This is a genomic window from Pantoea sp. Ap-870, assembly GCF_011752515.1.
In the GTDB taxonomy this organism is placed as follows: domain Bacteria; phylum Pseudomonadota; class Gammaproteobacteria; order Enterobacterales; family Enterobacteriaceae; genus Pantoea; species Pantoea dispersa.
On record NZ_VWXG01000008.1, the window covers coordinates 199,975 to 225,395 of the forward strand.

The window sequence follows — 25,421 nt, forward strand, 5'->3', positions numbered from 1 at the left end:
GAACACCGTATGACGGTAAAATTACGTCCGCTGGAGCGGGAAGATCTGCACTTTGTCCATCAGCTGGATAACAATGCCAGCGTGATGCGCTACTGGTTTGAAGAGCCGTACGAAGCGTTTGTGGAGCTTTCTGACCTGTATGACAAGCACATCCACGATCAGACCGAGCGGCGCTTTGTGGTGGAACACGACGGGCAAAAAGCCGGGCTGGTCGAGCTGGTGGAGATCAACCACGTGCATCGCCGGGCGGAGTTTCAGATCATCATCGACCCGGCGCATCAGGGCAAGGGCTTAGCCAGCAGAGCGGCAAAGCTGGCGATGGATTACGGCTTTTCGGTGCTCAATCTCTACAAGCTGTATCTGATTGTCGATCAGGAGAACGAGAAGGCGATTCATATCTACACCAAGCTCGGTTTCGAGGTGGAAGGCGTGCTGAAGCACGAGTTTTTCATTAACGGCGAGTACCGCAACACCATCCGCATGTGCATTTTCCAGCAGCAGTATCTGGCGCAGCATAAATCCGGTAATGCGATGGTGAAACCTACCGCGCAATAATAACCCTCGGCACGAACCGTAGCGGCGCAATTTATTGCGCGTATTTAACTAAGCGCGATAAATCGCGCCGCTACGCATCCGTGCAAATTAACCGCCGCGCGCGCCGACCACGTTGAGATGCGGCTGCGGGTGCGCTGGCTTCAGGTCATACATGCCGCCATAAAACGGATCGACCACCAGCCAGCCGGGGAAACCGAGCAGCGGAATATTGCCCAGCACGTACCACAGGTTGGCGCTAGCCTCGATGGGCAGCGTCAGCGGCACGTAGCCCGGACTCTCCAGCATCACCTGATAATGTTTCTTACCGAAATAGGTGCCATTGGATTTCGCCAGATCCACCGTCTGCGGCGTATAGCCCTGCGCCACCGCGCGGCCGGTTTCATCCTGCACGGTGAAACGCGCGCCCTGCGGCACAGAGTCAATTTTTACCGGTTGCGTTTCGGTGCCGACAATGGTGGCACAGCCGCTCAGCAGCAGCGCACAGGCGGGAAGAAGATGTCGCAGGTTCATAGCAGGTCCGCTTCAGAATCAGAAAGGACAGTCTAAACTGCCCTCTCTGCCTTTTCACTCGCCTCAATCGCGCTATCAGTGGCGCTTTTCTGCGCTTTATTACGGTTGACAACAGGCGGCAATCGCCGCGATATCCTGAGGCGTGGTGCGACAGCAGCCGCCAATCAGCCGTGCGCCCGCCTGTTGCCACTCGGGAAACTTATCGTGCAGCGTGCAGCCAGACGGCGCTGAGTGCCAGCTTTTGCTGACCGCATCATACTGCTCGCCGGAGTTAGGATAGACCAGCAGCGGCTTGTCCGTCAGCGCCTGTAGCGTTTGCAGCGCCGGCGTCACGCTCTCCAGCGCCACGCAGTTGAGGCCGACAGCGACCACCTGTGGCGCGGCATTGATGACTTCCGCCACCTTGCTCAGCGGCGTACCGTCACTCAGGTGTTGCGCATCGCGCAGCGTGAAAGAGAACCACGCGCTGCTGTGCGGAAACTCCGCCAGCAGGCTAATCAGCGCCTGAATTTCACCAAACGACGGCAGCGTTTCACACGCCAGCAAATCCACGCCCGCCTCCAGCAGCGCCGCCACGCGCGGACGGTGGAAATCTTTCATTTCAGCAGCCGGTAAGGCGTAGTCGCCGCGATATTCCGCGCCGTTGGCCAGATAAGCGCCATAAGGACCGACCGATCCGGCCACCAGCAGCGGTGCCTCGCTGCCAGAAGCAGCACGGTAATCGTCGCGCGCCCGCTGGGCCAGCGTCACGCTCTGGCGAATCAGCGCGCTGGCCTGGCCGCTATCCAGTCCGCGGGCTGCAAAGCCCAGCGGCGTCGCCTGATAGCTGGCGGTGATCGCCACGTTAGCGCCGGCGGCGAAATAGTCATAGTGCACCTGATAAATCAGTTCGGGATTTTCCATCAGCACTTTGGCCGACCACAGCGTATCGGCCAGATTACAGCCGCGCGCTTCCAGCTCTGTCGCCAGCGCGCCATCCAGAATCAGGGTATCAGTGTGGGTCAGGGCCGCAGCGATGGGGTTACGCGACATCATCGGTCTCCTTAGCGTTGAAAGCGTGTTGGCGTTTTTGCGTCAGATAATAAGCAGCGTAGCAGAACAGTACAAAAGGAATGCCGCACCATAGCGCGATGCGCTGTGACGGGTCAAAGGCCAGCCCGATGCACGCCAGCAGACACAGGGTAAATCCGAGGATTGGCACCAGCGGATAGAACGGCGCGCGGTACGCCAGCTGCTGCGGCGCATTGCCCGCCTGCAGATAGCGACGACGGAACATGTAGTGTGAGGCGCAAATGCTCAGCCACACCGCCACCACGGCAAAGCCGGAAATCGCTGACAGCGCCACAAACACCGTATCCGGCGCGATCACGCTGGAAAACAGCGCCAGCAGGCCACCGAGCATACTGACGGTGATGGCCAGCTGCGGAATGCCACGCCGGTTGACCCGGGCAAAGCAGCGCGGCAGCGTGTTTTCATTGGCCAGCGACCACAGCATCCGTCCCGAGGCGTACAGTCCGGAGTTCGCCGCTGACAGGATCGCGGTGAGGATCACGAAGTTGAAAATATCCGCCGCGTACGGGATGCCGATCTTTTCGAACACCAGTACAAACGGACTTTTAACGATGCCCGCCTGATCCATCGGGATCAGCGCGGCCAGCACAAACACCGTGCCGATAAAGAAGATGATCAGGCGCGCCACGGTGGTGCGAATCGCCAGCGGCAGCGCTTTCTGCGGCTGCTCGGTTTCACCCGCCGCAATGCCGATCAGCTCGGTCCCGGAGAAGGCAAAATTCACCGCCACCATGGTCATCAGAATCGGCAGCGTACCGTGCGGCAGCCAGCCGGAAGCGGTCAGGTTATGTAATCCCGGCGCCGCGCTGCCGTCTTTCATCGGGATGAACCCCAGTATCGCCGCCGCGCCCAGCACGATAAAGGCAATGATGGTGATCACTTTAATGATGGAGAACCAGAACTCTCCTTCGGCAAAGAAGCGCGTCGAGACACTATTCAGCAGATAAATGGCGACACAGAACACCAGGCACCACAGCCACACCGGCACCGTCGGAAACCAGTACTGCATGCAGAAACCGGCGGCGGTCAGGCTGGAGCCGAGCGCCACCGTCCAGGTGAGCCAGTAGAGCCAGGCCACGGTGTAACCGGTCGCCGGACTGAGGTAGCGCGCGGCGTAGACGTGAAATGCGCCGGTTTCCGGCATCGCCACCGCCAGCTCGCCAAGACACACCATCACCAGCCATACCACCAGCGCACCAATCAGATAGGCCAGCAGCGTGCCCGCTGCGCCGGTGGTGGAGATGATGTAGCCGGTGTTGAAAAACAGCCCGGTGCCAATCACGCCGCCGAGCGACAGCATCACCAGATGCCGCACCTTCATGCTGCGCTTGAAGTTTGCCTGCGAAGGCGTCGGTTCAGTTTGCATTCTTTATATCCATATGGACGTCTAAACTTCTATATGGACACAGAGTTATACGCATCCGCGCGGCAATTTGCAACGTGGGAAAGGGTAAGGATTGGGAAAGCGTGTGCGGCCCCGCCGCGACGGGGCACACCAGTCAGGCGCCGAAGACGCCCTGCAGATAACGCTCCAGCGCCATGCGCGAGCTAAAACCGTGGGGAATACCGTAGTGCTCCTGCGAATCTCCCATCAGGTAGAGAGGGAACTGCGTGTAGTGGTCGCAGGTTTTCATCTCTGATGCGGGTTCAGCGAAATGCTGACTTTTTTCTTTCAGGGTGGGATGAATGATCAACGCTGTGCGCCCCATGCGGGCTTCGCGATTCACATAGACATAGTTTTCGCCACGGCGATAACCATAAGTTTTGGGTGTCAGGACGTCCATTTCGAATCCTGCTTTTTCCAGTACGCGCGCTACCTCATCCGGACGTAAATACATGCTTGCTCCTCTCTTCTCACAGCCCCGCAACCTTACATCAGCACGACAGCACAGGACATTCGGAATTTCCCTAAAGCCTGGCACACGGCTGCGTTTAGTCACGTTTCGTCTACACTTAGTATTACGTTTTAAGTCAAAGGGAGCGAAAAATGTTTAATCGAACCAGCAAAAACGATGACATTGATATCAATCAGGATGTAAACGAACTGGCCGATTCGCTGGAAGCCTTACTGAAATCTTACGGCAGCGAAGCCAAAGATGAAGTGGATAGCGCACGCAGCCAGGCGCAGGCCCTGCTGAAACAGACGCGCGCTAAACTCAACGGCAGTGGCAACCGCGTGACTCAGGCCGCGCGCGATGCGGGTTACCAGGTGGATGCTTACGTGCATGACAAACCGTGGTACGGCGTGGGTGTAGGTGCCGCCGTCGGTCTGGTGCTGGGCGCGCTGCTGATGTCACGCCGCTAAATCGCTAAAAAATCATCAGGAGCCTCGCGTATGCGGGGCTTTTTTTTGCGCGTCACTCCGCATTAGCGCGCCGATCTGGCGGCTGTCAGGCTGGTTAAAATTGCCGCAAAACCCTTTACAAAAATTTTTTCCCTGCGCCAGGGCGCATCATCGCTGGCATTCGCCCTAATCTGACTAATTAAATCACAAAACCCTATATCTGGTGGGCTTGACCACCAACACCACTACATCTAGTATTCAACACATCAACTCGCTATCAGATATCAGCAGGGACGACGTTCGCAGCAAAAGGGTTTTTGCTTCGTATCTCGCAACCTGACCATAACCATAGGGAAATACGAATCATGCGCATTATTATTTACACTAAGAGCCAGTGTGTCCAGTGTGACGCGACCAAAAATGCCATGGATCGCAGTGGCATCGACTATCAGCTGATTAACCTCGATAGCCAGCCGGAAGCCATCGATCAGCTCAAATCGCTTGGCTATCGCCAGGTGCCCGTGGTGATGACGCACAACGACCACTGGAGCGGCTTCCGTCCCGACAAAATCGCCGGCCTGCGCCAGCTCGCTGCCGTCGGGGGATAAAGCGATGTTTCCACTGGTCTATTTTTCCAGCCAGTCGGAAAACACGCACCGGTTTATCACCCGTCTCGGCCTGCCTGCGCGGCGTATTCCGCTCGACGCCACGCAGCGCCTGCACATCGACCAGCCCTATATTTTAGTGGTGCCGAGCTACGGCGGCGGCAGCGCGCGTGGAGCAGTGCCGAAACAGGTGATTCAGTTCCTTAATGATGACGCCAACCGGCGCGGTATTCGCGGTGTGATTGCTGCGGGCAATCGCAACTTTGGCGCGGGCTTCTGCCTGGCGGGCGACATCATTGCGCAGAAATGTCAGGTTCCTTATCTCTACCGCTTTGAGCTGATGGGAACCGCCGACGATATTGCCCATGTTAAAGCGGGAGTGACCCAATTTTGGCAACGACAGACACCCTGAACAGCACACAGCTGGACTACCACGCGCTCAACGCGATGCTGAACCTGTATGACGCCGATGGCCGCATCCAGTTCAGCAAAGATCATGAAGCCACACGCCAGTTTTTCCTGCAGCACGTCCAGCCCAACAGCGTGCCATTCGACTCGCACGGCGAACGCCTGCGCTATCTGGTGGCCGAAGGCTATTATGAAGCTGGGGTGCTGAACCAGTACGATTTCGCCTTCCTGTGCCAGCTGCACGAAGAGGCTGACGCCTGGGGCTTCCGTTTTCACACCTTCCTCGGTGCGTGGAAGTTTTATACCAGCTACACGCTGAAAACCTTCGACGGCAAACGCTATCTGGAAACCTTTGAGCAGCGCGCCTGCATGGTGGCGCTGACGCTGGCGCGCGGCAATGAAACGCTGGCGCGGGAACTGCTGGCCGAGATGCTGAGCGGTCGCTTCCAGCCGGCTACGCCCACCTTCCTCAACTGCGGTAAACAGCAGCGCGGCGAGCTGGTCTCCTGCTTCCTGCTGCGCATTGAAGACAATATGGAGTCGATTGGCCGCGCGGTGAATTCGGCGCTGCAGCTGTCGAAGCGTGGTGGCGGCGTGGCGTTTCTGCTCTCCAACCTGCGTGAATCCGGCGCGCCGATCAAGCGCATTGAAAATCAGTCGTCCGGCGTAATTCCGGTGATGAAGATGCTGGAAGATGCGTTCTCCTACGCCAATCAGCTTGGTGCGCGTCAGGGCGCGGGCGCGGTGTGGCTGAATGCGCACCATCCGGATATCCTGCGCTTCCTCGATACCAAACGTGAAAACGCTGACGAGAAGATCCGCATCAAAACGCTGTCGCTCGGCGTGGTGATTCCGGATATCACCTTCCAGCTGGCCAAAGAGAACCGCGATATGGCGCTGTTTTCGCCTTACGACGTTGAGCGTATTTACGGCAAGGCGTTTGCTGATATCAGTATCAGCGAGCACTACGAGGCGATGCTGGCCGACGATCGCATTCGCAAAACCTTCATTAAGCCGCGCGACTTCTTCCAGACGCTGGCGGAAATTCAGTTTGAGTCCGGCTATCCCTACATCATGTATGAGGACAGCGTGAACCGCAGCAACCCGATTGCCGGTCGCATCAACATGAGTAACCTGTGTTCGGAGATCCTGCAGGTTAACAGCGCCAGCGAGTATCACGACGACCTGAGCTATCGCCGCGTCGGCAAAGATATCTCCTGTAACCTCGGCTCCCTGAATATCGCCCACGCCATGGACTCGCGTAATCTGGCGCAAACCGTGGAAGTGGCGGTGCGCGCACTGACGGCGGTTTCCGAGATGAGTGACATCACCTCCGTGCCGTCGGTGGCGGAAGGCAATCGCCGTTCACACGCTATCGGTCTCGGGCAGATGAACCTGCACGGCTATCTGGCGCGTGAAGGCATGGCTTACGGTTCGCCAGAGGCGCTGGATTTCACCAACCTCTATTTCTACTGCGTGACGTATCACGCCCTGCGCACCTCCAACCTGCTGGCGCAGGAGCGCGGCGCGAGCTTTGACGGCTTTGCGCGGTCGCAGTACGCCAGCGGTGCCTATTTCGACAAATATACCCAACACAGCTGGCAGCCGCGCACTGCCCGGGTGGCGCAGATTTTTGCCGATGCCGGCATCGCCCTGCCCGACCAGGCGGACTGGCAGGCGCTGCGTGCGTCGGTGATGCAGCACGGTTTGTATAACCAGAACCTGCAGGCGATTCCGCCGACCGGTTCCATCTCTTACATCAACCACGCCACGTCGAGCATCCACCCGATTGTGTCGCGCATTGAGATCCGTAAAGAGGGCAAAACCGGCCGCGTCTATTACCCGGCTCCGTTTATGACCAATGACAACCTTGAGCTGTATCAGGATGCCTATCAGATTGGTCCAGAAGCGATTATTGATACTTACGCCGAAGCCACCCGGCACGTCGATCAGGGACTGTCGCTGACGCTGTTTTTCCGCGATGACGTCACGACGCGCGATATCAACAAAGCGCAGATCTACGCCTGGAAGAAAGGCATCAAAACCCTCTATTACATTCGACTGCGTCAGATGGCGCTACAAGGCACGGAGGTACAGGGCTGCGTTTCCTGTGCACTGTGATGATGACTATGCAACTTAAACAGATTCAGGCGATTAACTGGAACCGCATCCAGGACGAGAAAGATCTCGAAGTGTGGAACCGTCTTACCAGCAACTTCTGGCTGCCAGAGAAGGTGCCGCTGTCCAACGATCTGCCGGCATGGCAGTCGCTCGACCCGCAGCAGCAGCAGCTGACGATTCGGGTGTTTACCGGTCTGACGCTGCTCGACACCATTCAGAACGTCATTGGCGCACCGGGACTGATGGAAGATGCGCTGACGCCGCACGAAGAGGCGGTGCTGTCGAACATCAGCTTTATGGAAGCGGTTCACGCGCGCTCTTACAGTTCGATCTTCTCCACGCTGTGTAACACCGCCGACGTGGATGCCGCCTACCGCTGGAGTGAGGAGAATACCGCCCTGCAGAACAAGGCGAAAATCGTGCTGGATCACTACCGCGCCAGCGATCCGCTGAAGAAGAAAATCGCCAGCGTCTTTCTGGAGTCGTTCCTGTTTTACTCCGGCTTCTGGCTGCCGATGTACTGGTCAAGCCGCGGCAAGCTGACCAATACCGCCGATCTGATTCGGCTGATTATCCGTGATGAAGCGGTGCATGGTTATTACATCGGCTATAAGTACCAGAAAGCGCTGGAAACCGTTGACGATGCGCGCCGCGCTGAGCTGCAGCAGTTCGCCATCGATTTACTGCTGGCGCTGTATGAAAACGAGGTGGTGTACACCGAAGCGCTGTATGCCGACGTGGGCTGGGCTGAAGAGGTGAAAACCTTCCTGCATTACAATGCCAACAAGGCGCTGATGAACCTGGGTTACGAAGCGCTGTTCCCGGCTGAGCTGACGGCGGTGAATCCGGCGATTCTGTCGGCGCTGTCGCCCAACGCCGATGAAAACCACGATTTCTTTTCGGGTTCCGGTTCATCCTATGTGATGGGCAAAGCGGTTGAAACCGAGGACGAGGACTGGAATTTTTAGTCGCGTGCGGTGCGCGGTAAAGGGTGCACATTGCACCGTAAGCGGTGCGCATCAATGCGCACCCTACGGTTGGGTTAATCATGTCGCCTGAAATGCACCCAGCGGTTAGGTTGATGCATCTGTAGGGTCGGCATTGATGCCGACCGGAACCCTCCCGCAGCGGTAATATTGATGCATCCGTAGGGTCGGCATTGATGCCGACCGGAACGCGCCCCCAGCGGTTAGGTTGATGATACCTCCACAGGGTCGGCATTTATGCCGACCAGGTTAATTTCATGCCGATCCCACCATGTTCTGCTCATTCATTTTCCTCTCCTGCATTCCCGCCGTTCCCCTGAAATAAGGTTAATTCCGCGCGTGATTATTTTACCTATTTAGCGCCATTCATCGCCGGAATATTTCGCCTGACTAAGCGTGATTTATCCGCCTTCCGGCAATAATTCTGGCCAAAACCGGTTTAATTTCACAAAAAATTCAGAAAAAATTTATCCCGTCTCATCCCTTGCAGGCACTGGAATTAGCCACTGTCGCGCCATACGTGTCACGCCAGATATTTCCGTCAAGGGTTGTCAGATAATCTCACTATGCTACGGTATAGGCGCTTAAATTTACGCAGGGTACAACAAGAAATAGTCAGACATTTAACCAGGAATTTCATTACTGCATGGCAATTAAACTCGAAGTAAAGAATTTATATAAGGTATTTGGCGATCATCCCGAAAAGGCATTTAAGCTGATTGAAAAAGGCGAGAGTAAAGAGAGTATTCTGGCGAAAACCGGCCTCTCACTCGGCGTCAAAAATGCCAGTCTGGCCATTGAAGAAGGCGAGATCTTTGTCATCATGGGACTGTCCGGCTCCGGCAAGTCCACTATGGTTCGCCTTCTCAATCGTCTGATCGAGCCGACACGCGGCCAGGTGATTATTGATGGCGTCGATATTGCCAAAATATCCGACGCAGAATTGCGTGATGTGCGCAGAAATAAAATCAGCATGGTATTCCAGTCATTCGCACTGATGCCGCACATGACGGTGCTAAATAATACCGCGTTCGGCATGGAATTAGCTGGCGTGGCGCTGCAGGAGCGGCAGGAAAAAGCGCTCGACGCGCTGCGTCAGGTCGGGCTGGAAAATTATGCTCACGCCTGGCCCGATGAACTCTCCGGCGGAATGCGTCAGCGTGTTGGATTAGCCCGCGCACTGGCGATTAATCCGGATATATTGCTAATGGACGAAGCCTTTTCCGCACTTGATCCATTAATTCGCACGGAAATGCAGGATGAACTGGTAAAACTGCAGGCGAAACATCAGCGCACCATCGTCTTTATTTCCCACGATCTGGATGAAGCGATGCGTATTGGCGACCGCATCGCCATCATGCAGGGCGGCGAAGTGGTGCAGGTCGGCACGCCGGATGAAATCCTCAATAATCCGGCCAACGATTATGTGCGCACCTTCTTCCGCGGCGTGGATATCAGTCACGTCTTCAGCGCCAAAGATATCGCCCGCCGCAGCGCCGGCGCGCTGATTCGTAAGGCCGCCGGTTTCGGTCCGCGTTCGGCGATCAAACTGCTGCAGGATGAAGACCGCGAATATGGCTACGTGCTGGAGAAACAGAAATTCATCGGCGTCGTCTCCACTGACTCGCTGAAAGCGGCACTCGCCGCCGGTGAAGGGCTGGATAACGCGCTGCTCGACGCACCGCTGGCGGTTCCTGCCGATACCTCGCTCAACGATTTGCTCTCTCACGTCGCGCAGGCACCCTGTGCGGTGCCGGTTATCGGCGAAGATCAGCAGTACGTCGGTATCATTTCCAAAAGCACGCTGTTACGCGCTTTAGATCGTGAAGGAGCCCAGCCATGAGTGCACAAAACGCCAATCCATGGGAAAGCGCCAGCCAGACCAGCGCACCACCCGCCACCAGCAACGCCGCCGCCGCCAGCAGCGATCCGTGGTCCGCGACAGGCAGCAGCACACCGGCTGACAGCAGCGCCAGCGCCGCCGATGCCTGGGGCAACGCCGCCGGCAGTACATCGGATGCCGCCAGCAGTAGTGGACACGATGCCGTCAGCAGCGCCGCCAGCAGCAGCGACTGGCTGAGCAGCGCACCGGCCGCGGCGCCGGAGCACTTCAGCCTGCTGGATCCGTTCCACACCACGCTGATTCCGCTGGATCGCTGGGTCACCGAAGGCATCGACTGGGTAGTTACCCACTTTCGCCCGCTGTTTCAGGGCATTCGCGTGCCGGTGGATTATATCCTCAGCGCCTTCCAGCAACTGCTGATGGGTCTGCCTGCGCCGGTGGCGATCGTGGTGTTTGCGCTGATTGCCTGGCAGATTGCCAGCCCGGCGATGGGCCTCGCCACGCTGATATCGCTGGTGCTGATTGGCATGATCGGCGCCTGGTCCCAGGCGATGGTGACGCTGGCGCTGGTGCTCACCGCCCTGCTGTTCTGCGTATTGATTGGCCTGCCGCTTGGCATCTGGCTGGCGCGCAGTGAGCGCGCAGCGCGTATCGTACGGCCCCTGCTGGATGCAATGCAAACCACGCCGGCGTTCGTCTATCTGGTGCCCATCGTCATGCTGTTTGGTATCGGCAACGTGCCGGGCGTGGTGGTGACGATTATCTTTGCCCTGCCACCGGTGGTACGTCTCACCATACTCGGCATCAAGCAGGTGCCGGCTGACCTTATCGAAGCCAGTGAATCTTTCGGTGCCAGCCCGCGCCAGATGCTGTTCAAGGTCCAGCTGCCGCTGGCGATGCCGACCATCATGGCCGGTGTCAATCAGACGCTGATGCTGGCGCTGTCGATGGTGGTCATCGCCTCAATGATTGCCGTTGGCGGTCTGGGCCAGATGGTGCTGCGCGGTATTGGCCGTCTCGATATGGGGCTCGCCAGCGTGGGCGGCGTCGGTATCGTGATCCTCGCCATCATTCTCGACCGCCTGACACAGTCAGTAGGTCGCGACAGCCGCAGCCGTGGCAGCCGCCACTGGTACAGCAGCGGGCCGCTGGGTTTGTTGCTGCGTCCATTCAGTAAAAAAGCCTGATTTCTTTGGGCGGCCCGCTGCGGTCGCCCGTCTCCGACGTCACACGTAAAATAAGGAATGACTATGCGCAAGACAGCTCTATTCGCCGCCGTCCTGACCACGGTTGCCGCGACGCACGTGTCCGCCGCCGACCTTCCGGGCAAAGGCATTACCGTTAAACCGGCTCAGAGTACCATTTCCGAAGAGACCTTCCAGACGCTGCTGGTGAGCCGCGCGCTGGAGAAGCTGGGCTACACCGTTGAGAAGCCGAGTGAAGTGGATTACAACGTGGCTTACACCACCATTGCCGGCGGTGATGCCATGTTTATCGCTACCAACTGGCAACCGCTGCATGACGACATGTACAAAGCCGCCGGCGGTGATAATAAATTTTATCGCCAGGGCACCTACGTCAGCGGTGCCGCGCAGGGTTACCTGATCGACAAGAAAACCGCCGATCAGTACCACATCACCAACATTGAGCAGTTGAAGGATCCGAAGCTGGCCAGACTGTTTGATACCAATGGCGATGGCAAAGCAGACCTGACAGGCTGTACGCCTGGCTGGGGCTGTGAGGCGGTGATTAACCATCAGATCGAGGCCTACAAACTGAGCGATACCGTGGTACACAACCAGGGTAACTACTCGGCGATGATTGCCGACACCATTACGCGCTTCAAACAGGGTAAACCGATTCTCTATTACACCTGGACGCCATACTGGGTCAGCGACGTACTGAAGCCGGGTAAAGATGTGGTGTGGCTGCAGGTGCCGTTCTCCTCACTGCCAGGCGCGCAGAGCAAAGTGGATACCAGACTGGCCAACGGCGCCAACTATGGCTTCCCGGTGAACACCATGCATATCGTGGCCAACAAAGCCTGGGCGGAGAAGAATCCGGCGGCGGCAAAACTGTTTGCTGAAATGAAGCTGCCGATTGGCGACATCAATGCCGAGAACGCCGCGATGCATGCCGGTCACGCCTCAGAAGCGGACATCAACGGCCACGTTGACGGCTGGATCAAAGCTCATCAGGCGGAATTTGATAAATGGGTCAGCGACGCCATGGCGGCGGCGAAATAAGCCCACGCGGCATCTCGTCTCAGCCACGTGGTGCCGCCATTTTCCGCCCTCCCGCCCCGTCAGTAAGCGAAGCGTGCGCTATAGCGCACTGGTACGTCCTGTTAATTAACACAACATTGAAATAATTTTTTGGGTTATTATTACCCACATATGATTATTTACCCGCTTTTCCCACCAGCTATGTCTCCTTTCCGCCGCCCGCATCAGGTCCGTTGCGCCAGGATGAGTCTGCGTTATCGGTGGCATTCACCCTGCCACAGGCCGGTTATACGGCAGACGACGAACGGAATTCATCACGCCGCTGGTGCTGGCGCGTTACCCGGAATAACCGGTGCCTTGTCGATTAACCCATTGATTTACTCCAGCAAAGCCGGCCGGGAAAAGTGTTTAGAAAACGTAAAGATCAATGCAAAGTGGTGAGCGATACTGTTCATTAATGATTGGCTTTGTTATGGTTAGCCACACAGTTATTCACCTAAGTTATTTTTACTCGCGAAATTATTCAATCCACTGAAGGTTTCGCTTAGCGAATTGATGACGATGGCGGCTTTGTCTGCAAAGCGGCTGGTCAGGGCGCAGAGCCCAGGGTTATGGACCGACCTGGAACGCCAGGTGCTGACAGTGTGACGGTGCAAACAATCACAGGCGGAAAATATGACTACGCTTAATCTGTCACCCTCATTATTATATTTGTTGCAACTAAGAGGTTTTTAATGGAAAGCTCGTTTACTCCCATTGAGCAGATGCTAAACATCCGTGCTAATCGCCACAAAGATTTTCCGCTGCAGGAGATCATCCTGACCCGTCTGTGCATGCACATGCAGGGTAAGCTGCTGGATAATCGCAACAAAATGTTGAAGGCGCAGGGAATTAACGAAACTTTATTCATGGCGCTGATTACGCTGGACGCGCAGGAAAACCAGAGCATTCAGCCTTCTGAGCTGAGCTCGGCGCTGGGTTCTTCCCGCACCAACGCGACGCGCATCGCTGATGAACTGGAAAAGCGCGGCTGGATCGAGCGTCGTGAGAGCGACAACGATCGCCGTTGCCTGCACCTGCACCTGACGGAAAAAGGTAACGAATTCTTACGTCAGCTGCTGCCACCACAGCATCAGAGCCTGCAGTATCTGTGGTCCTCGCTGACTGATACCGAGCAGGAGCAGCTGGAAGCCATCACGCGTAAGTTGCTTAACCGTCTCGATAAAATGGACGAAGATCAGGTTATCGCTTCCCTGTCGCGTTAATAGCAAGAACTGCGACACAATCACCCACCGAAATCGCTATTTTAATCCCCTTTTATCCGGCCAGCGTTGCAAACGCTGGCTTTTTCGACTCGGGCGACCGTGTTGATGGATCAACACATCCCGACTAAATGGCAAACGTGGAGAACGACATGAGTGCGACAGCGGAAGCTCAAAGCCCGCAACAGCCAGCGAACAAAAAGAAGAAGCGCAAAGGTGCGCTGATCCTGCTGGCTATCGTGTTTATCGTGATTGGTGTGGGTTATCTGGCTTACTGGTATCTGGTGCTGCGCCACTTCCAGGAAACCGATGACGCCTACGTGGCAGGCAACCAGGTGCAGGTGATGGCCCAGGTTTCCGGCAGCGTGAATAAAGTGTGGTTCGAGGATACGGATCGGGTGAAAAAAGGCGACATTCTGGTGTCGCTGGATAAAACCGATGCGCAGCAGGCATTCGAGAAAGCGCAGACCGCGCTGGCCACCAGCGTGCGCCAGACGCACCAGCTGATGATCAACGGCAAACAGTATCAGGCTACCATCAAGCTGCAACAGACCGCGCTGGATCAGGCCGAATCCGACCTGAAACGTCGCGAGCCGCTCGGTGCCGCCAATCTGATTGGTCGCGAAGAGCTGCAGCACGCGCGTGATGCCGTGGCCACGGCGAAAGCCCAGCTGGACGTGGCGATTCAGCAGTACAACGCGAACCAGGCGATGATCCTGAATACCGACCTCGAAAACCAGCCGGCGGTAAAACAGAGCGCCGCTGAGCTGCGCGATGCCTGGCTGGCGCTGCAGCGCACCGACATCCGCAGTCCGATGGACGGCTATGTCTCGCGTCGCAGCGTGCAGGTCGGTTCACAGATCTCCACCAGCACACCGCTGCTGGCGGTGGTGCCGGCCACCAACCTGTGGGTTGACGCCAACTTTAAAGAGACGCAGCTGGCAGGCGTGCGCATCGGTCAGCCCGCCACGGTCATCAGTGATATCTACGGCGATGATGTGGAGTATCACGGCAAAGTGGTTGGTCTGGATATGGGCACCGGTAGCGCCTTCTCGCTGCTGCCAGCGCAGAACGCCACCGGTAACTGGATCAAAGTGGTACAGCGTCTGCCGGTGCGTATCGAACTCGATCCGCAGCAAGTGGCGCAACATCCGCTGCGTATCGGCCTGTCCACGCTGGTGAAAGTAGATACCCAGAACAAAGATGGCGCCGCGCTGGCCAGCAATGTCCGCACCCAGGCCGCGTATGAAAGTAACGCGCTGGCAATCGACCTTGCGCCGGTTAACCAGCTGATCGCTGACATTGTCCGTGCCAACGCGCAATAACCTCGCGGGAGGCTGTTATGGCACAAAAGCCGCTTGAAGGTGCGCCGTTAGTCCTGATGACCATCGCCCTGTCGCTGGCGACGTTCATGCAGGTACTCGACTCCACCATCGCTAACGTGGCGATCCCGACCATCGCCGGTAACCTCGGGGCGTCCAACTCGCAGGGCACCTGGGTGATCACCTCGTTCGGGGTGGCGAATGCCATCTCGATCCCGATCACCGGCTGGCTGGCAAAACGCGTCGGTGAAGTGAAGCTGTTCACCTGGTCGACCATTCTGTTCGCGCTGGCCTCCTGGGCGTGCGGCATGTCCGAAAGTCTGGAGATGCTGATCTTCTTCCGCGTGATTCAGGGCGTGGTGGCCGGTCCGCTGATTCCGCTGTCGCAAAGTTTGCTGCTGAACAACTACCCGCCGGCCAAGCGCAGCGTGGCGCTGTCGCTGTGGGCGATGACGGTGATCGTTGCGCCGATCTGCGGTCCGATTCTCGGCGGCTGGATCAGCGATAACTATCACTGGGGCTGGATCTTCTTCATCAACGTGCCGATTGGCGTGGTGGTAGTGATGCTCACGCTGCAAACCCTGCGCGGGCGCGAAACCAAAACTGAGATCCGTCCGATCGATATGGTCGGTCTGGTGCTGCTGGTGGTGGGGATTGGTTCTCTGCAGGTGATGCTTGACCGCGGTAAAGAACTCGACTGGTTTGGCTCAACCGAAATCATCGTGCTGACGGTGGTCGCGGTGGTGTCGCTGGCCGTGCTGCTGGTGTGGGAGCTGACCGACGATCACCCGATTGTCGATTTGTCGCTGTTTAAGAAGCGAAATTTCACCATCGGCTGTCTGTCGATCAGTCTGGCTTACATGCTGTACTTCGGCTCGATCGTCCTGCTGCCGCAGTTGCTCCAGGAGGTATACGGCTATACCGCCACCTGGGCAGGGCTGGCATCGGCGCCGGTGGGGATCATTCCGGTGATTCTGTCGCCGATCATTGGCCGCTTCGCCCATAAGCTCGATATGCGGCGGCTGGTAACCTTTAGTTTTATCATGTACGCGGTGTGCTTCTACTGGCGTGCGTATACGTTTGAGCCGGGGATGGATTTCGGTGCCTCCGCGTGGCCGCAGTTTATCCAGGGGTTCGCGGTGGCCTGCTTCTTTATGCCGCTGACCACCATTACGCTGTCCGGCTTGCCGCCAGAGCGTATGGCGGCGGCCTCCAGCCTGTCAAACTTTGTGCGTACGCTGGCGGGTTCAATCGGAACGTCGATCACCACCACCATGTGGACAGACCGCGAATCGATGCATCACAGCTACCTGTCGGAATCGGTTAATCCATTCAATCCGAATTCGCAGCAAATGTATGACCAGCTGCAAAGCATGGGCATGACGCAGCAGCAGGCGTCGGCTTATATCGCCCAGCAAATTACTAATCAGGGCCTGATTATCTCGGCTAACGAGATCTTCTGGGCATCGGCGGGGGTGTTTTTGGTCCTGCTGGTTCTGGTGTGGTTTGCCCGTCCGCCGTTTGGCGCGGGCGGTGGCGGCGGTGGCGCGCACTGAGTGACAGAAACAAAAACGGGCCACAGCGGCCCGTTTTTTTATTTATGCGTTCTGACGCCACCATTCGGCGAGCAGGATACCGGTCGCGACCGAGACGTTGAGGCTTTCAACGTTGCCTGTACCGCCAATCGACAGGCTGATATCGCCCTGCTGGAATGCGCTGTCTGACAGACCTTCACGCTCCTGACCCAGCACCAGTACCATTTTGGCTGGCAGCGCCGCCTGCGCCAGTGGCGTACCGGCGTGGCTGGATGTGGTCACAATGGTGTAACCGGCTTTGCGGAACGCTTCCAGACCCGCAGCAAAGCTTTCGCCGCTGATTGCCTGGACGTGCTCTGCACCACCTTCGGCCGTGCGGACTGCGGCACCCGACTCCAGCAGCGAGGCATCATTGACCAGCAAACCTTTGACGCCAAAGTGCGCGCAGCTGCGCATGATACCGCCAAGGTTGTGCGGGTTGCTGACATCTTCCAGCGCCAGTACGCAGTCTTTGCTCTGCGCCTGCTGCAGCCATTCCGCCACCGGCATGCCCATGCGCTTCTTAATAATGAAGCACACGCCGCCGTGGTGTTCAGTCCCGGACGCTTTCGCCAGCTCGGCGTCGTCCACCACGTGATAGGCTTTGCGGTTTGCCGCCAGCCAGCGCAGGGTTTCGCGGAAGCGCGGCGTGACGCTTTGCACGAACCACGCACGGACGATGCTTTCGGGACGGCTCTGGAACAGCGCCTGGCAGGCGTTTTCGCCGTATACGCGCGTCTCTTCCTGACGCTGACGGCGAATCAGTTCCGGGTCGATAACCGGCTTGCTGCTGGCCGCTTCGTCACCCGCATCCGCTTCAGCGGCGACTGGCGGACGTGACACGGTGCGCCACGGTGAATCACTGAAGCCGCGATCGTCCCGATCGCTGCGGCGACCGCGCGCGCTATCGTCACGCGGACCACGCGAACGCCCGGCATCATCGCCACGGGCGGTGCGCGGACGACCGCTCTCTTCATTATTACGGGTGCTGCGAGGACCAGAGCGACGATTCTCTTCCTGGCGCGCAGCAGGACGGCCGCCTTTGCCGGTACGGGGATTTGGCTTCTGACCGCCCTCCTCATCACGTACGTACATCACTTTTACCTTGCCGCTTTTGCCTTTAAATTCGTCGTTCATCTGTTCCTCCAGCATTGAGAGCGCGAAGATTACCTGATGTGTCGGCGCTTAGCTATCAACTATTGAACCTATTGCTTAATCCAGATTGAGCATAGCATTCAACCTTTTCATAATGTTCACCAATCCTAAGATTTACAGGTCCGGTTTGAGGTGACGATGAATACTGTATGTGCCTCCTGTCAGGCAACTAACCGCGTTCCCGAGGAACGTTTGGCCGACGGAGCCAAATGCGGTCGCTGCGGCGATGCGCTGTTTAGCGGTGAAGTGGTGAATGCCACGGCGGCCACGCTGGATAAATACCTGCAGGACGATCTGCCGGTCGTGGTCGACTTCTGGGCGCCATGGTGCGGGCCGTGTGTGAACTTCGCGCCGGTGTTTAAAGACGTCGCCGACGAGCGGCGCGGCAAAGTGCGCTTCGTGAAAGTGAACACTGAGGCGGAACCTGCGCTCAGCACGCGTTTTCGCATCCGCAGCATCCCAACCATTATGCTGTTCAAAAATGGGGAGATGGTGGACATGCTGAATGGTGCGATGCCGAAAGCGCCGTTCAACGAATGGCTCGACGAATCACTCTAATCCCCCAGGGCCAGCCACGCGCTGGCCTTGTTTTTGCCCTTCTATTACACTGGCGTTTTTCCCTGTCCGCGATGCTATGTCTGAAAATGCCGTCCTGCGCCTGCGTGCGCAGCGTTTAGCGCGTGCCACGCGCCCGTTTCTCGCCCGAGGCAACCGCGTGCTGCGCTGTCAGCGCTGCCTGCTGCCGCATAAAAACTGTCTGTGCGCGACCCTGCAGCCGCAACAGGCGCGCAGCCGGTTTTGCCTGGTGATGTTTGATACTGAACCAATGAAACCCAGTAATACCGGCCGGCTGATTGCCGACATTCTGCCGGAAACCCAGGCCTTTGGCTGGTCGCGCACCGAGCCCGACGCCGCGCTGCTGGCGGCAGTGCAGACGGCCGATTATCAGCCGATGGTGGTTTTTCCCGGTGCCTACGCCGATGCCGATCGCCAGGTGCTGACCACGCCACCCACCGGCGGCAAGCCCCCGCTGTTTATTATGCTCGACGGTACCTGGACCGAAGCGCGCAAAATGTTCCGCAAAAGTCCGTGGCTGGATAGCTTTCCGGTGATGTCACTGAATGTGGCGACACCGTCGCGCTACACGCTGCGCGAAGCCCATGCGCCGGGCCAGCACTGCACCGCCGAAGTGGCCGCCGCGCTGCTGGAACAGGCAGGTGACGCCTCGGCGGCGCAGGCGTTGCAGCAGCACTTTGAACGCTTTCGTCAGGCCTATCTGGCCGGCAAACCCCACCATCCGATACACGCACAAACAGACAATTTCTGAAGCTGGCTCGCAGCCTGACATCGACAAATCGGCAACCGGCGTAAAAGCGTTTACAATCATGCCAATCCCGAGAGCAGGAGCGAATGATGAGCCAACGTGGACTGGAAGCGCTGTTACGACCGAAATCAATTGCGGTGCTGGGTGCGTCGGTAAAACCGGGCCGCGCTGGCTATCTGATGATGCGCAACCTGCTGGCGGGCGGCTTTGGCGGTCCGGTGTTGCCTGTCACGCCCAAATACAAGGCGGTCAGCGGCGTGCTGGCCTGGCCGGATGTGGCCAGCCTGCCCTTCGCCCCCGACCTGGCCATTATCTGCACTCACGCCAGGCGCAACCTGGAACTGTTACAGCAGCTGGGAGAAAAAGGCTGTAAAGCCTGCATTATTCTCTCCGCCCCGGCCAGCCAGCTGGAGGCGCTGAAAGCCTGTGCCAGCCAGTGGCAGATGCGCCTGCTGGGCCCCAACAGTCTGGGCCTGTTAGCCCCCTGGCAGGGGCTGAATGCCAGCTTCTCACCGGTACCGATTGCGAAAGGACGCATCGCCTTTATTTCGCAATCGGCGGCGGTTTCCAACACCATTCTCGACTGGGCGCAACAGCGCAACCTGGGCTTTTCGTGGTTTATCGCCCTGGGCGACAGCCTGGATATTGATGTCGACGACCTGCTGGATTTTCTTGCACGCGATGGCAAAACCAGCGCCATTTTGCTCTACCTGGAACACCTGAGCGACGCCCGGCGCTTCGTTTCTGCCTCGCGTAGCGCAGCGCGTAATAAACCGATTCTGGTGATCAAAAGCGGTCGCAGCCATCAGGCACAGGCGATGATCGGCACCGCCAGCGGGCTGGATGCCGCCTGGGATGCCGCCATTCAGCGCGCCGGTCTGCTGCGCGTGCAGGACACGCATGAGCTGTTTTCCGCCGTGGAGTCGCTCAGCCACATGCGCCCGCTGCGCGGTGAGCGCCTGATGATTATCAGCAACGGCGCAGCCCCGGCAGCGCTGGCGCTGGATGAACTCTATGCGCGTAACGGCAAGCTGGCGACGCTGGATGAGCCCACGCTGCAGGCGCTGGCGGCCCTGCTGCCGGAGGGCATCGGGCGCGGTAATCCGCTGGATTTGAAAGATCATGCGACGCCCGCGCTGTACGTGGCCTGCGTAACACAGTTGCTCGACAGCCATGAACTGGATGCGCTGATGATCATCCATTCACCCAGCGCCGTCTCTCCGGCCAGTGAAACCGCCGCGCAGATTATTGCGGCGGTGGCCGCGCATCCGCGGGGTAAGCAGGTGACGCTGCTGACCAACTGGTGCGGCGAACACTCTTCGCAGGAAGCCCGCCGCGCATTCACCCAGGCCGGCATTCCGACCTGGCGCACGCCAGAAGGCACGGTGACGGCATTTATGCACCAGGTTGAGTATCGGCGTAACCAGAAACAGCTACGCGAAACGCCAGCGCTGCCGCTGGGCCTGACGCAAAACAGCGCCGAGGCACATCAGCTGCTGCAACAGGCACTGGATAGCGGCATTACCACGCTGGATACGCACGAGGTGCAGCCCATACTGCAGGCTTACGGGCTGGCGACGCTGCCAACCTGGATCGCCAGCGACAGCCAGTCTGCCGCTAAGATTGCCGACCAGATTGGTTATCCGGTGGCGCTCAAGCTACGCTCGCCAGATATTGCGCATAAGTCGGATGTACAGGGCGTGATGCTCTATCTGCGCAGCGCGGCAGAAGTTGAACAGGCAGCAGACGCCATCTTCGATCGCGTGCGTGAAACGCATCCGCAGGCGCGCATTGACGGCCTGCTGGTGCAAAGTATGGCGAACCGCGCCGGTGCACAGGAGTTGCGGGTGGTGGTTGAGCATGACCCGCTGTTTGGCCCAATCATCATGCTGGGCGAAGGCGGTGTGGAGTGGCAGCCGGACAAGCAGGCCGCCGTGGCGTTGCCGCCGCTGAATATGACGCTGGCGCGCTATCTGGTTATTCAGGCACTGAAGAGCGGCAAAGTGCGCAGCCGCAGTGCACTGCGACCGCTGGACATCACCGGTTTGAGTCAGCTGCTGGTGCAGGTATCAAACCTGGTGGTCGACTGTCCGGAGATTCAGCGGCTGGATATTCACCCGCTGCTGGCATCCGCCAATACCTTTACCCTGCTGGACGTGACGCTGCAGCTGGCTCCGTTTGATGGCGACAGTGAGGCGCGGCTGGCGATTCGTCCCTATCCGCACCATCTGGAAGAGCAGGTGCAGCTTAAAGATGGCCAGCGCTGCCTGTTTCGGCCGATTCTGCCGGAGGATGAACCGCAGCTACGTGCCTTCATCGCCCAGGTCACCAAAGAAGACCTTTACTATCGCTACTTCAGTGAGATCAATGAGTTTACCCACGACGATTTGGCGAACATGACGCAGATCGATTACGACCGGGAGATGGCGATTGTCGCGGTACGCCAGCATAACGGTGCCGATGAGATCATCGGCGTGACGCGCGCGATCTCCGATGCTGACAATATCGACGCAGAATTTTCGGTATTGGTGCGTTCCGACCTGAAGGGTCTGGGCATGGGCCGGCGGCTGCTGGAAAAGATGATCCGCTATACGCGCGATCACGGCCTGCAACAATTGAACGGTATCACCATGCCGCACAATACCGGCATGATTACCCTGGCGCGAAAACTCAATTTTCGTGTGAATATTCAACTGGATGATGGCATTGTCAGCCTGAATTTACCGCTGGCTGACACTGGCGACCTGGCTGTAGAGAAAGGTAAAAATCCTCCTTAACCGGCCGGTTGATGTTATTATTTACCGTTAGGATCATGATTTGATGGCAAAAGGCCATACAATGAACAGAGAAGAAGTGCACTGTGATGTTGTCTAAATTCAAACGCAATAAACACCAACAACACCTCGCACAGCTGCCTAAACTGTCACAGTCCGTGTCGGATGTGACCACGCTTTACTCGCCCGCCGAGTTTCGTGAAACCCTGCTGACGAAAATCGCCACGGCAGAAAAACGCATCTGCATCGCCGCGCTGTATCTGGAAAATGATGACGGCGGACGCAGCATCATGCAGGCGCTGTATGCAGCGCGTCAGGCGCGCCCGGAACTGGATGTCAGCATTCTGGTGGACTGGCATCGTGCGCAGCGCGGCCGTATCGGTGCCGCGCGCGGCCTGACGAACGCCGACTGGTATTGCGAAATGGCGGCGCAGCATCCCGATATCGCGATTCCGGTGTATGGCATTCCGGTGAACACCCGTGAAGCGCTCGGTGTGCTGCATCTGAAAGGCTTTATCATTGACGATACGCTGCTCTACAGCGGTGCCAGCCTGAACGATGTTTATCTGCATCAGCATGACAAATACCGTTATGACCGTTATCAGCTGATCCGTAATCCGCAGCTGGCGGACACCATGTTTCAGTGGATTGGTGAGAATCTCAAACATTCTGAGGCCGTTAACCGTCTCGACCAGGCCGAACGTCCCTCCAGCCCGGAAATCAAGAATGAAACCCGCCAGTTTCGCCAGGAGCTGCGCAGCTTCAACTATCAGTTTACCGGTGATGCCGGCAACGAATCACTGGCCGTCACGCCGCTGGTCGGGCTGGGTAAACGTAGCCTGCTGAACAAAACCATCTTCCATTTAATGCCCTGCGCCGAGCGTAAGCTTACGCTGTGCACACCGTACTTTAACCTGCCGGCCATTCTGGTGCGCAATCTGATTCAACTGCTGCGTCAGGGCAAAGAGGTCGAGATCATTGTCGGTGACAAAACCGCCAACGATTTCTACATTCCGCCGCATGAGCCGTTCAAGATTATCGGTGCGCTACCCTACCTGTATGAAATCAATCTTCGTCGTTTCCTCAGCCGGCTGCAGTATTACGTCAACAATGGCCAGCTGACGGTGCGCTTGTGGAAAGATGGTGATAACAGCTATCACCTGAAAGGCATTTGGGTTGATGACGAATGGATGATGATCACCGGTAATAACCTCAATCCGCGCGCCTGGCGACTCGATCTGGAAAATGCGGTGCTGATCCACGATCCGCTTAACCAGCTGGCAGAGCAGCGTGACAAAGAACTGACGCTGATCCGTCAGCACACCACGGTAGTGAAACATTTCCGCGAGCTGGAGAGCATTTCTGACTATCCGGCCAAAGTGCGCAAGCTGATCCGCCGCCTGCGTCGCATCCGTATCGATCGCCTCATCAGTCGTTTGCTGTAGCCGATGCGTGCGCTCATCTTCTGTGCGGTATTACTGTGTAGCGGATGTGCGCATGTGGCGCAGGACAGCTGGACCGGCCAGGATAAAGCGCAACACTTTTTCTCCTCTGCCGCTCTGGCTGCCGCCGGCAGTGAGATCTCTCAGCATCAACATCAGGGCCGCGGGCAAAATCTGCGCTTTGGCATGCTGTTTTCGCTGAGCTTCGGCGTTGCCAAAGAAGCCTGGGACAGCCGCGCAACCGGGAGCGGCTGGAGCTGGAAGGATCTTAGCTGGGATGTCGCCGGTGCGGCCAGCGGTATTGCGCTGTGGAACCTGAGCCAGTAATCACAGCGCAATCCCCTTGCCTTTGCGGTGCAGCATCAGCGATACCAGAAATGCCAGCGCACCCATTGCCGAGACATACCAGAAGAAGGTGGTTTCGATGCCGTGCTTCTTCAGCAACAGCGCCACGTATTCGGCCGAACCGCCAAAGATAGCGTTAGCTACCGCATAGGAAAGCCCCACGCCCAGTGCACGCACTTCCGGCGGGAACATCTCCGCTTTAAGGATGCCGCTGATCGCGGTGTAGAAACTGGTAATAATCAGCGCCAGCATCACCAGCACGAACGCCAGCCCGCTACTTTGCACATTCTGCAGCAACATCAAAATCGGCACGGTACAGATAGCCGCGCCAGCGCCAAAGATCATCATTGATGCCCGCCGGCCAATCTTATCTGACAGCGCGCCCACAATTGGCTGAATCAGCATGAATACCAGCAGCGCGCCGGTCATCAACGCACTGGCGCTGCGCGCATCCATACCCGCCGTGTTCACCAGATATTTCTGCATGTAGGTTGTGAAGGTATAGAAGCTCAGCGATCCGCCAGCGGTAAAGCCAAGCACCATCAGGAAGGCGCGCGAGTGGTTACGCAGCAGGCCCAAAATGCTGCCGGCATCACGATGTTCCCGGTGCTTTTTCTCGGAGGTTTCATTCAGTGAGCGACGCAACCACAGAGCGACCACGGCCAGAACCGCGCCAAGAAAGAACGGAATTCGCCAGCCCCAGCTGCGCAGCGCTTCATCACTGAGGATTTGTTGCAGTATCACGACCGTCAGCACGGCTAACAGCTGACCGCCAATCAGGGTGACATACTGGAACGACGCGTAGAAGCCTTTGCGCCCTTCCAGTGCCACCTCACTCATGTAGGTAGCGCTGGTACCATATTCACCACCCACCGATAAGCCCTGAAACATGCGTGCCAGCAGCAAAATCACCGGCGCCGCAATGCCGATTTCGCCATAGCCGGGTAAACAGGCGATGACCAGCGAACCAAAACACATCATGCATACCGAGATCAGCATCGAGCTTTTTCGGCCGTGACGATCCGCGATGTAGCCGAATAGCCAGCCACCGATGGGACGCATTAAGAAGCCCGCCGCAAACACGCCGGCCGTTTGCAGCAGCTGGGTGGTGGTGTCGCCGGCCGGGAAAAATACATGGGCAAAATAGAGCGAAAAGAACGAATAGACGTAGAAATCAAACCATTCGACCAGATTGCCGGACGACGCGCCGACAATGGCCCAGATGCGTTGTTTACTGACGGCTGCCGTTTCCGGCTGGGCCGATTTTTGTTGTAAGTCGGTCATCTTTTACCTCATTTCCTTGCGAAGAACATCGCTAAAGCAATGAGTAAAGCAGCTGTAGGCCGTACGGGGGAATCAGAGCCCGTTCAGGATGACAAAATGTGACAGAGCTGGAGTTTTAGGGAGAGATTTTGCAAGGGGTGAAGTGGATTTAGCGATCGCCAGACGTAAAAAAGCCCCGGACTCTCGTCCGGGGCTTTTTTACTGGTTTGATGCCTGGCAGTTCCCTACTCTCGCATGGGGAGACCCCACACTACCATCGGCGCTACGGCGTTTCACTTCTGAGTTCGGCATGGGGTCAGGTGGGACCACCGCGCTGTTGCCGCCAGGCAAA

At 57.6% G+C, this 25,421-nt stretch carries 23 protein-coding genes and 1 rRNA gene; 17 read left to right on the top strand and 7 right to left on the bottom strand.

From position 1 onward, the window contains the following. Positions 1–9 precede the first annotated feature (9 nt). Positions 10–555 (top strand): spermidine N1-acetyltransferase, encoded by a 546-nt coding sequence (gene speG / locus F3J41_RS18750; protein ID WP_021506478.1) that lies wholly within the window; start codon positions 10–12, stop codon positions 553–555. Between the two features lie 87 nt (positions 556–642). Here speG and F3J41_RS18755 read toward each other — a convergent pair whose 3' ends face one another. The 4 genes from F3J41_RS18755 to F3J41_RS18770 all read right to left on the bottom strand — a co-directional run bounded on the left by F3J41_RS18755 (position 643) and on the right by F3J41_RS18770 (position 3,974). Further along, positions 643–1,065 (bottom strand): hypothetical protein, encoded by a 423-nt coding sequence (locus F3J41_RS18755; protein WP_058758247.1) that lies wholly within the window; start codon positions 1,063–1,065, stop codon positions 643–645. A 99-nt stretch (positions 1,066–1,164) separates the two neighbouring features. Beyond that, positions 1,165–2,097, bottom strand: coding sequence for a homocysteine S-methyltransferase (mmuM, locus tag F3J41_RS18760; RefSeq protein WP_058781692.1), 933 nt, complete (start codon positions 2,095–2,097; stop codon positions 1,165–1,167). Next, the gene (mmuP, locus tag F3J41_RS18765) at positions 2,087–3,502 is read right to left on the bottom strand and encodes an S-methylmethionine permease (protein ID WP_166712034.1); all 1,416 of its coding nucleotides are present in this window, start codon (positions 3,500–3,502) and stop codon (positions 2,087–2,089) included. The genes mmuM and mmuP overlap by 11 nt, the downstream gene beginning before the upstream one ends. 133 nt (positions 3,503–3,635) lie before the next feature. Further along, positions 3,636–3,974 carry a DUF2002 family protein gene (locus tag F3J41_RS18770; protein ID WP_021506475.1) on the bottom strand — a complete coding sequence of 113 codons (339 nt, stop codon included), beginning with the start codon at positions 3,972–3,974 and terminating at the stop codon, positions 3,636–3,638. A 149-nt stretch (positions 3,975–4,123) separates the two neighbouring features. On the opposite strand from F3J41_RS18770, the gene F3J41_RS18775 reads away from it, so the two are divergent. From F3J41_RS18775 to emrB, 11 genes are all read left to right on the top strand, one after another. Next, positions 4,124–4,441 carry a DUF883 family protein gene (locus tag F3J41_RS18775; RefSeq protein ID WP_021506474.1) on the top strand — a complete coding sequence of 106 codons (318 nt, stop codon included), beginning with the start codon at positions 4,124–4,126 and terminating at the stop codon, positions 4,439–4,441. Positions 4,442–4,785: 344 nt separating this feature from the next. Further along, positions 4,786–5,028: a glutaredoxin-like protein NrdH gene (nrdH, locus tag F3J41_RS18780; RefSeq protein ID WP_021506473.1), complete on the top strand. Its 243-nt coding sequence runs from the start codon at positions 4,786–4,788 to the stop codon at positions 5,026–5,028. A 4-nt stretch (positions 5,029–5,032) separates the two neighbouring features. Beyond that, positions 5,033–5,437, top strand: a complete 405-nt coding sequence (nrdI, locus tag F3J41_RS18785; protein ID WP_021506472.1) for a class Ib ribonucleoside-diphosphate reductase assembly flavoprotein NrdI — start codon at positions 5,033–5,035, stop codon at positions 5,435–5,437. Then, positions 5,416–7,554 (top strand): class 1b ribonucleoside-diphosphate reductase subunit alpha, encoded by a 2,139-nt coding sequence (gene nrdE, locus F3J41_RS18790; protein WP_166712036.1) that lies wholly within the window; start codon positions 5,416–5,418, stop codon positions 7,552–7,554. Before nrdI ends, nrdE begins: the two co-directional genes overlap by 22 nt. Before the next feature lie 8 nt (positions 7,555–7,562). Beyond that, the gene (gene nrdF, locus F3J41_RS18795; protein WP_058781804.1) at positions 7,563–8,522 is read left to right on the top strand and encodes a class 1b ribonucleoside-diphosphate reductase subunit beta; all 960 of its coding nucleotides are present in this window, start codon (positions 7,563–7,565) and stop codon (positions 8,520–8,522) included. 664 nt (positions 8,523–9,186) lie between these two features. Then, positions 9,187–10,383, top strand: a complete 1,197-nt coding sequence (gene proV / locus F3J41_RS18800) for a glycine betaine/L-proline ABC transporter ATP-binding protein ProV (protein WP_021506469.1) — start codon at positions 9,187–9,189, stop codon at positions 10,381–10,383. After that, positions 10,380–11,570 (top strand): glycine betaine/L-proline ABC transporter permease ProW, encoded by a 1,191-nt coding sequence (proW, locus tag F3J41_RS18805; RefSeq protein WP_166712039.1) that lies wholly within the window; start codon positions 10,380–10,382, stop codon positions 11,568–11,570. Before proV ends, proW begins: the two co-directional genes overlap by 4 nt. Positions 11,571–11,633: 63 nt before the next feature. Next, entirely contained in the window at positions 11,634–12,629 is a 996-nt protein-coding gene (proX, locus tag F3J41_RS18810) for a glycine betaine/L-proline ABC transporter substrate-binding protein ProX (RefSeq protein WP_166712041.1), read from the top strand. A 713-nt stretch (positions 12,630–13,342) separates the two neighbouring features. Further along, the gene (gene mprA / locus F3J41_RS18815; RefSeq protein ID WP_021506466.1) at positions 13,343–13,873 is read left to right on the top strand and encodes a transcriptional repressor MprA; all 531 of its coding nucleotides are present in this window, start codon (positions 13,343–13,345) and stop codon (positions 13,871–13,873) included. A gap of 149 nt (positions 13,874–14,022) precedes the next feature. Then, a complete protein-coding gene (gene emrA / locus F3J41_RS18820) occupies positions 14,023–15,195 on the top strand; it encodes a multidrug efflux MFS transporter periplasmic adaptor subunit EmrA (protein WP_058770894.1) in 1,173 nt (390 codons plus the stop codon). A gap of 17 nt (positions 15,196–15,212) precedes the next feature. Further along, positions 15,213–16,748: a multidrug efflux MFS transporter permease subunit EmrB gene (gene emrB / locus F3J41_RS18825; protein WP_021506464.1), complete on the top strand. Its 1,536-nt coding sequence runs from the start codon at positions 15,213–15,215 to the stop codon at positions 16,746–16,748. A gap of 42 nt (positions 16,749–16,790) precedes the next feature. On the opposite strand, the gene F3J41_RS18830 is transcribed toward emrB, so the two are convergent. Next, positions 16,791–17,903 carry a tRNA/rRNA methyltransferase gene (locus F3J41_RS18830; RefSeq protein ID WP_141496556.1) on the bottom strand — a complete coding sequence of 371 codons (1,113 nt, stop codon included), beginning with the start codon at positions 17,901–17,903 and terminating at the stop codon, positions 16,791–16,793. Positions 17,904–18,059: 156 nt separating this feature from the next. Here F3J41_RS18830 and trxC point away from each other — a divergent pair, with 156 nt between their 5' ends. From trxC to F3J41_RS18855, 5 genes are all read left to right on the top strand, one after another. Next, the gene (gene trxC, locus F3J41_RS18835) at positions 18,060–18,479 is read left to right on the top strand and encodes a thioredoxin TrxC (RefSeq protein WP_021313847.1); all 420 of its coding nucleotides are present in this window, start codon (positions 18,060–18,062) and stop codon (positions 18,477–18,479) included. A 76-nt stretch (positions 18,480–18,555) separates the two neighbouring features. Beyond that, on the top strand, positions 18,556–19,248 hold the full coding sequence (locus F3J41_RS18840; RefSeq protein WP_166712043.1) for a tRNA-uridine aminocarboxypropyltransferase: 693 nt from the start codon (positions 18,556–18,558) through the stop codon (positions 19,246–19,248). An 86-nt stretch (positions 19,249–19,334) separates the two neighbouring features. Further along, complete coding sequence (locus tag F3J41_RS18845; protein ID WP_166712063.1) at positions 19,335–22,022, top strand: bifunctional acetate--CoA ligase family protein/GNAT family N-acetyltransferase; 2,688 nt, start codon at positions 19,335–19,337, stop codon at positions 22,020–22,022. Between the two features lie 83 nt (positions 22,023–22,105). Next, positions 22,106–23,464, top strand: a complete 1,359-nt coding sequence (gene pssA / locus F3J41_RS18850; protein ID WP_193752257.1) for a CDP-diacylglycerol--serine O-phosphatidyltransferase — start codon at positions 22,106–22,108, stop codon at positions 23,462–23,464. A gap of 3 nt (positions 23,465–23,467) precedes the next feature. Then, positions 23,468–23,788 carry a YfiM family lipoprotein gene (locus F3J41_RS18855; RefSeq protein ID WP_166712045.1) on the top strand — a complete coding sequence of 107 codons (321 nt, stop codon included), beginning with the start codon at positions 23,468–23,470 and terminating at the stop codon, positions 23,786–23,788. Here F3J41_RS18855 and F3J41_RS18860 read toward each other — a convergent pair whose 3' ends face one another. Together F3J41_RS18860 and rrf are read right to left on the bottom strand one after the other, a co-directional pair. Further along, the gene (locus F3J41_RS18860; protein ID WP_166712047.1) at positions 23,789–25,090 is read right to left on the bottom strand and encodes an MFS family transporter; all 1,302 of its coding nucleotides are present in this window, start codon (positions 25,088–25,090) and stop codon (positions 23,789–23,791) included. 211 nt (positions 25,091–25,301) lie between these two features. Further along, positions 25,302–25,417 (bottom strand): 5S ribosomal RNA (rrf, locus tag F3J41_RS18865). Positions 25,418–25,421 lie beyond the last annotated feature (4 nt).

Coding starts and splice junctions, on each gene's coding strand:
- speG (WP_021506478.1), top strand. CDS start 10: ATGACGGTAAAATTACGTCCGCTGGAGCGGGAAGATCTGCACTTTGTC.
- F3J41_RS18755 (WP_058758247.1), bottom strand. CDS start 1,065: ATGAACCTGCGACATCTTCTTCCCGCCTGTGCGCTGCTGCTGAGCGGC.
- mmuM (WP_058781692.1), bottom strand. CDS start 2,097: ATGTCGCGTAACCCCATCGCTGCGGCCCTGACCCACACTGATACCCTG.
- mmuP (WP_166712034.1), bottom strand. CDS start 3,502: ATGCAAACTGAACCGACGCCTTCGCAGGCAAACTTCAAGCGCAGCATG.
- F3J41_RS18770 (WP_021506475.1), bottom strand. CDS start 3,974: ATGTATTTACGTCCGGATGAGGTAGCGCGCGTACTGGAAAAAGCAGGA.
- F3J41_RS18775 (WP_021506474.1), top strand. CDS start 4,124: ATGTTTAATCGAACCAGCAAAAACGATGACATTGATATCAATCAGGAT.
- nrdH (WP_021506473.1), top strand. CDS start 4,786: ATGCGCATTATTATTTACACTAAGAGCCAGTGTGTCCAGTGTGACGCG.
- nrdI (WP_021506472.1), top strand. CDS start 5,033: ATGTTTCCACTGGTCTATTTTTCCAGCCAGTCGGAAAACACGCACCGG.
- nrdF (WP_058781804.1), top strand. CDS start 7,563: ATGCAACTTAAACAGATTCAGGCGATTAACTGGAACCGCATCCAGGAC.
- proV (WP_021506469.1), top strand. CDS start 9,187: ATGGCAATTAAACTCGAAGTAAAGAATTTATATAAGGTATTTGGCGAT.
- proW (WP_166712039.1), top strand. CDS start 10,380: ATGAGTGCACAAAACGCCAATCCATGGGAAAGCGCCAGCCAGACCAGC.
- proX (WP_166712041.1), top strand. CDS start 11,634: ATGCGCAAGACAGCTCTATTCGCCGCCGTCCTGACCACGGTTGCCGCG.
- mprA (WP_021506466.1), top strand. CDS start 13,343: ATGGAAAGCTCGTTTACTCCCATTGAGCAGATGCTAAACATCCGTGCT.
- emrA (WP_058770894.1), top strand. CDS start 14,023: ATGAGTGCGACAGCGGAAGCTCAAAGCCCGCAACAGCCAGCGAACAAA.
- emrB (WP_021506464.1), top strand. CDS start 15,213: ATGGCACAAAAGCCGCTTGAAGGTGCGCCGTTAGTCCTGATGACCATC.
- F3J41_RS18830 (WP_141496556.1), bottom strand. CDS start 17,903: ATGAACGACGAATTTAAAGGCAAAAGCGGCAAGGTAAAAGTGATGTAC.
- trxC (WP_021313847.1), top strand. CDS start 18,060: ATGAATACTGTATGTGCCTCCTGTCAGGCAACTAACCGCGTTCCCGAG.
- F3J41_RS18840 (WP_166712043.1), top strand. CDS start 18,556: ATGTCTGAAAATGCCGTCCTGCGCCTGCGTGCGCAGCGTTTAGCGCGT.
- F3J41_RS18845 (WP_166712063.1), top strand. CDS start 19,335: ATGAGCCAACGTGGACTGGAAGCGCTGTTACGACCGAAATCAATTGCG.
- F3J41_RS18855 (WP_166712045.1), top strand. CDS start 23,468: ATGCGTGCGCTCATCTTCTGTGCGGTATTACTGTGTAGCGGATGTGCG.
- F3J41_RS18860 (WP_166712047.1), bottom strand. CDS start 25,090: ATGACCGACTTACAACAAAAATCGGCCCAGCCGGAAACGGCAGCCGTC.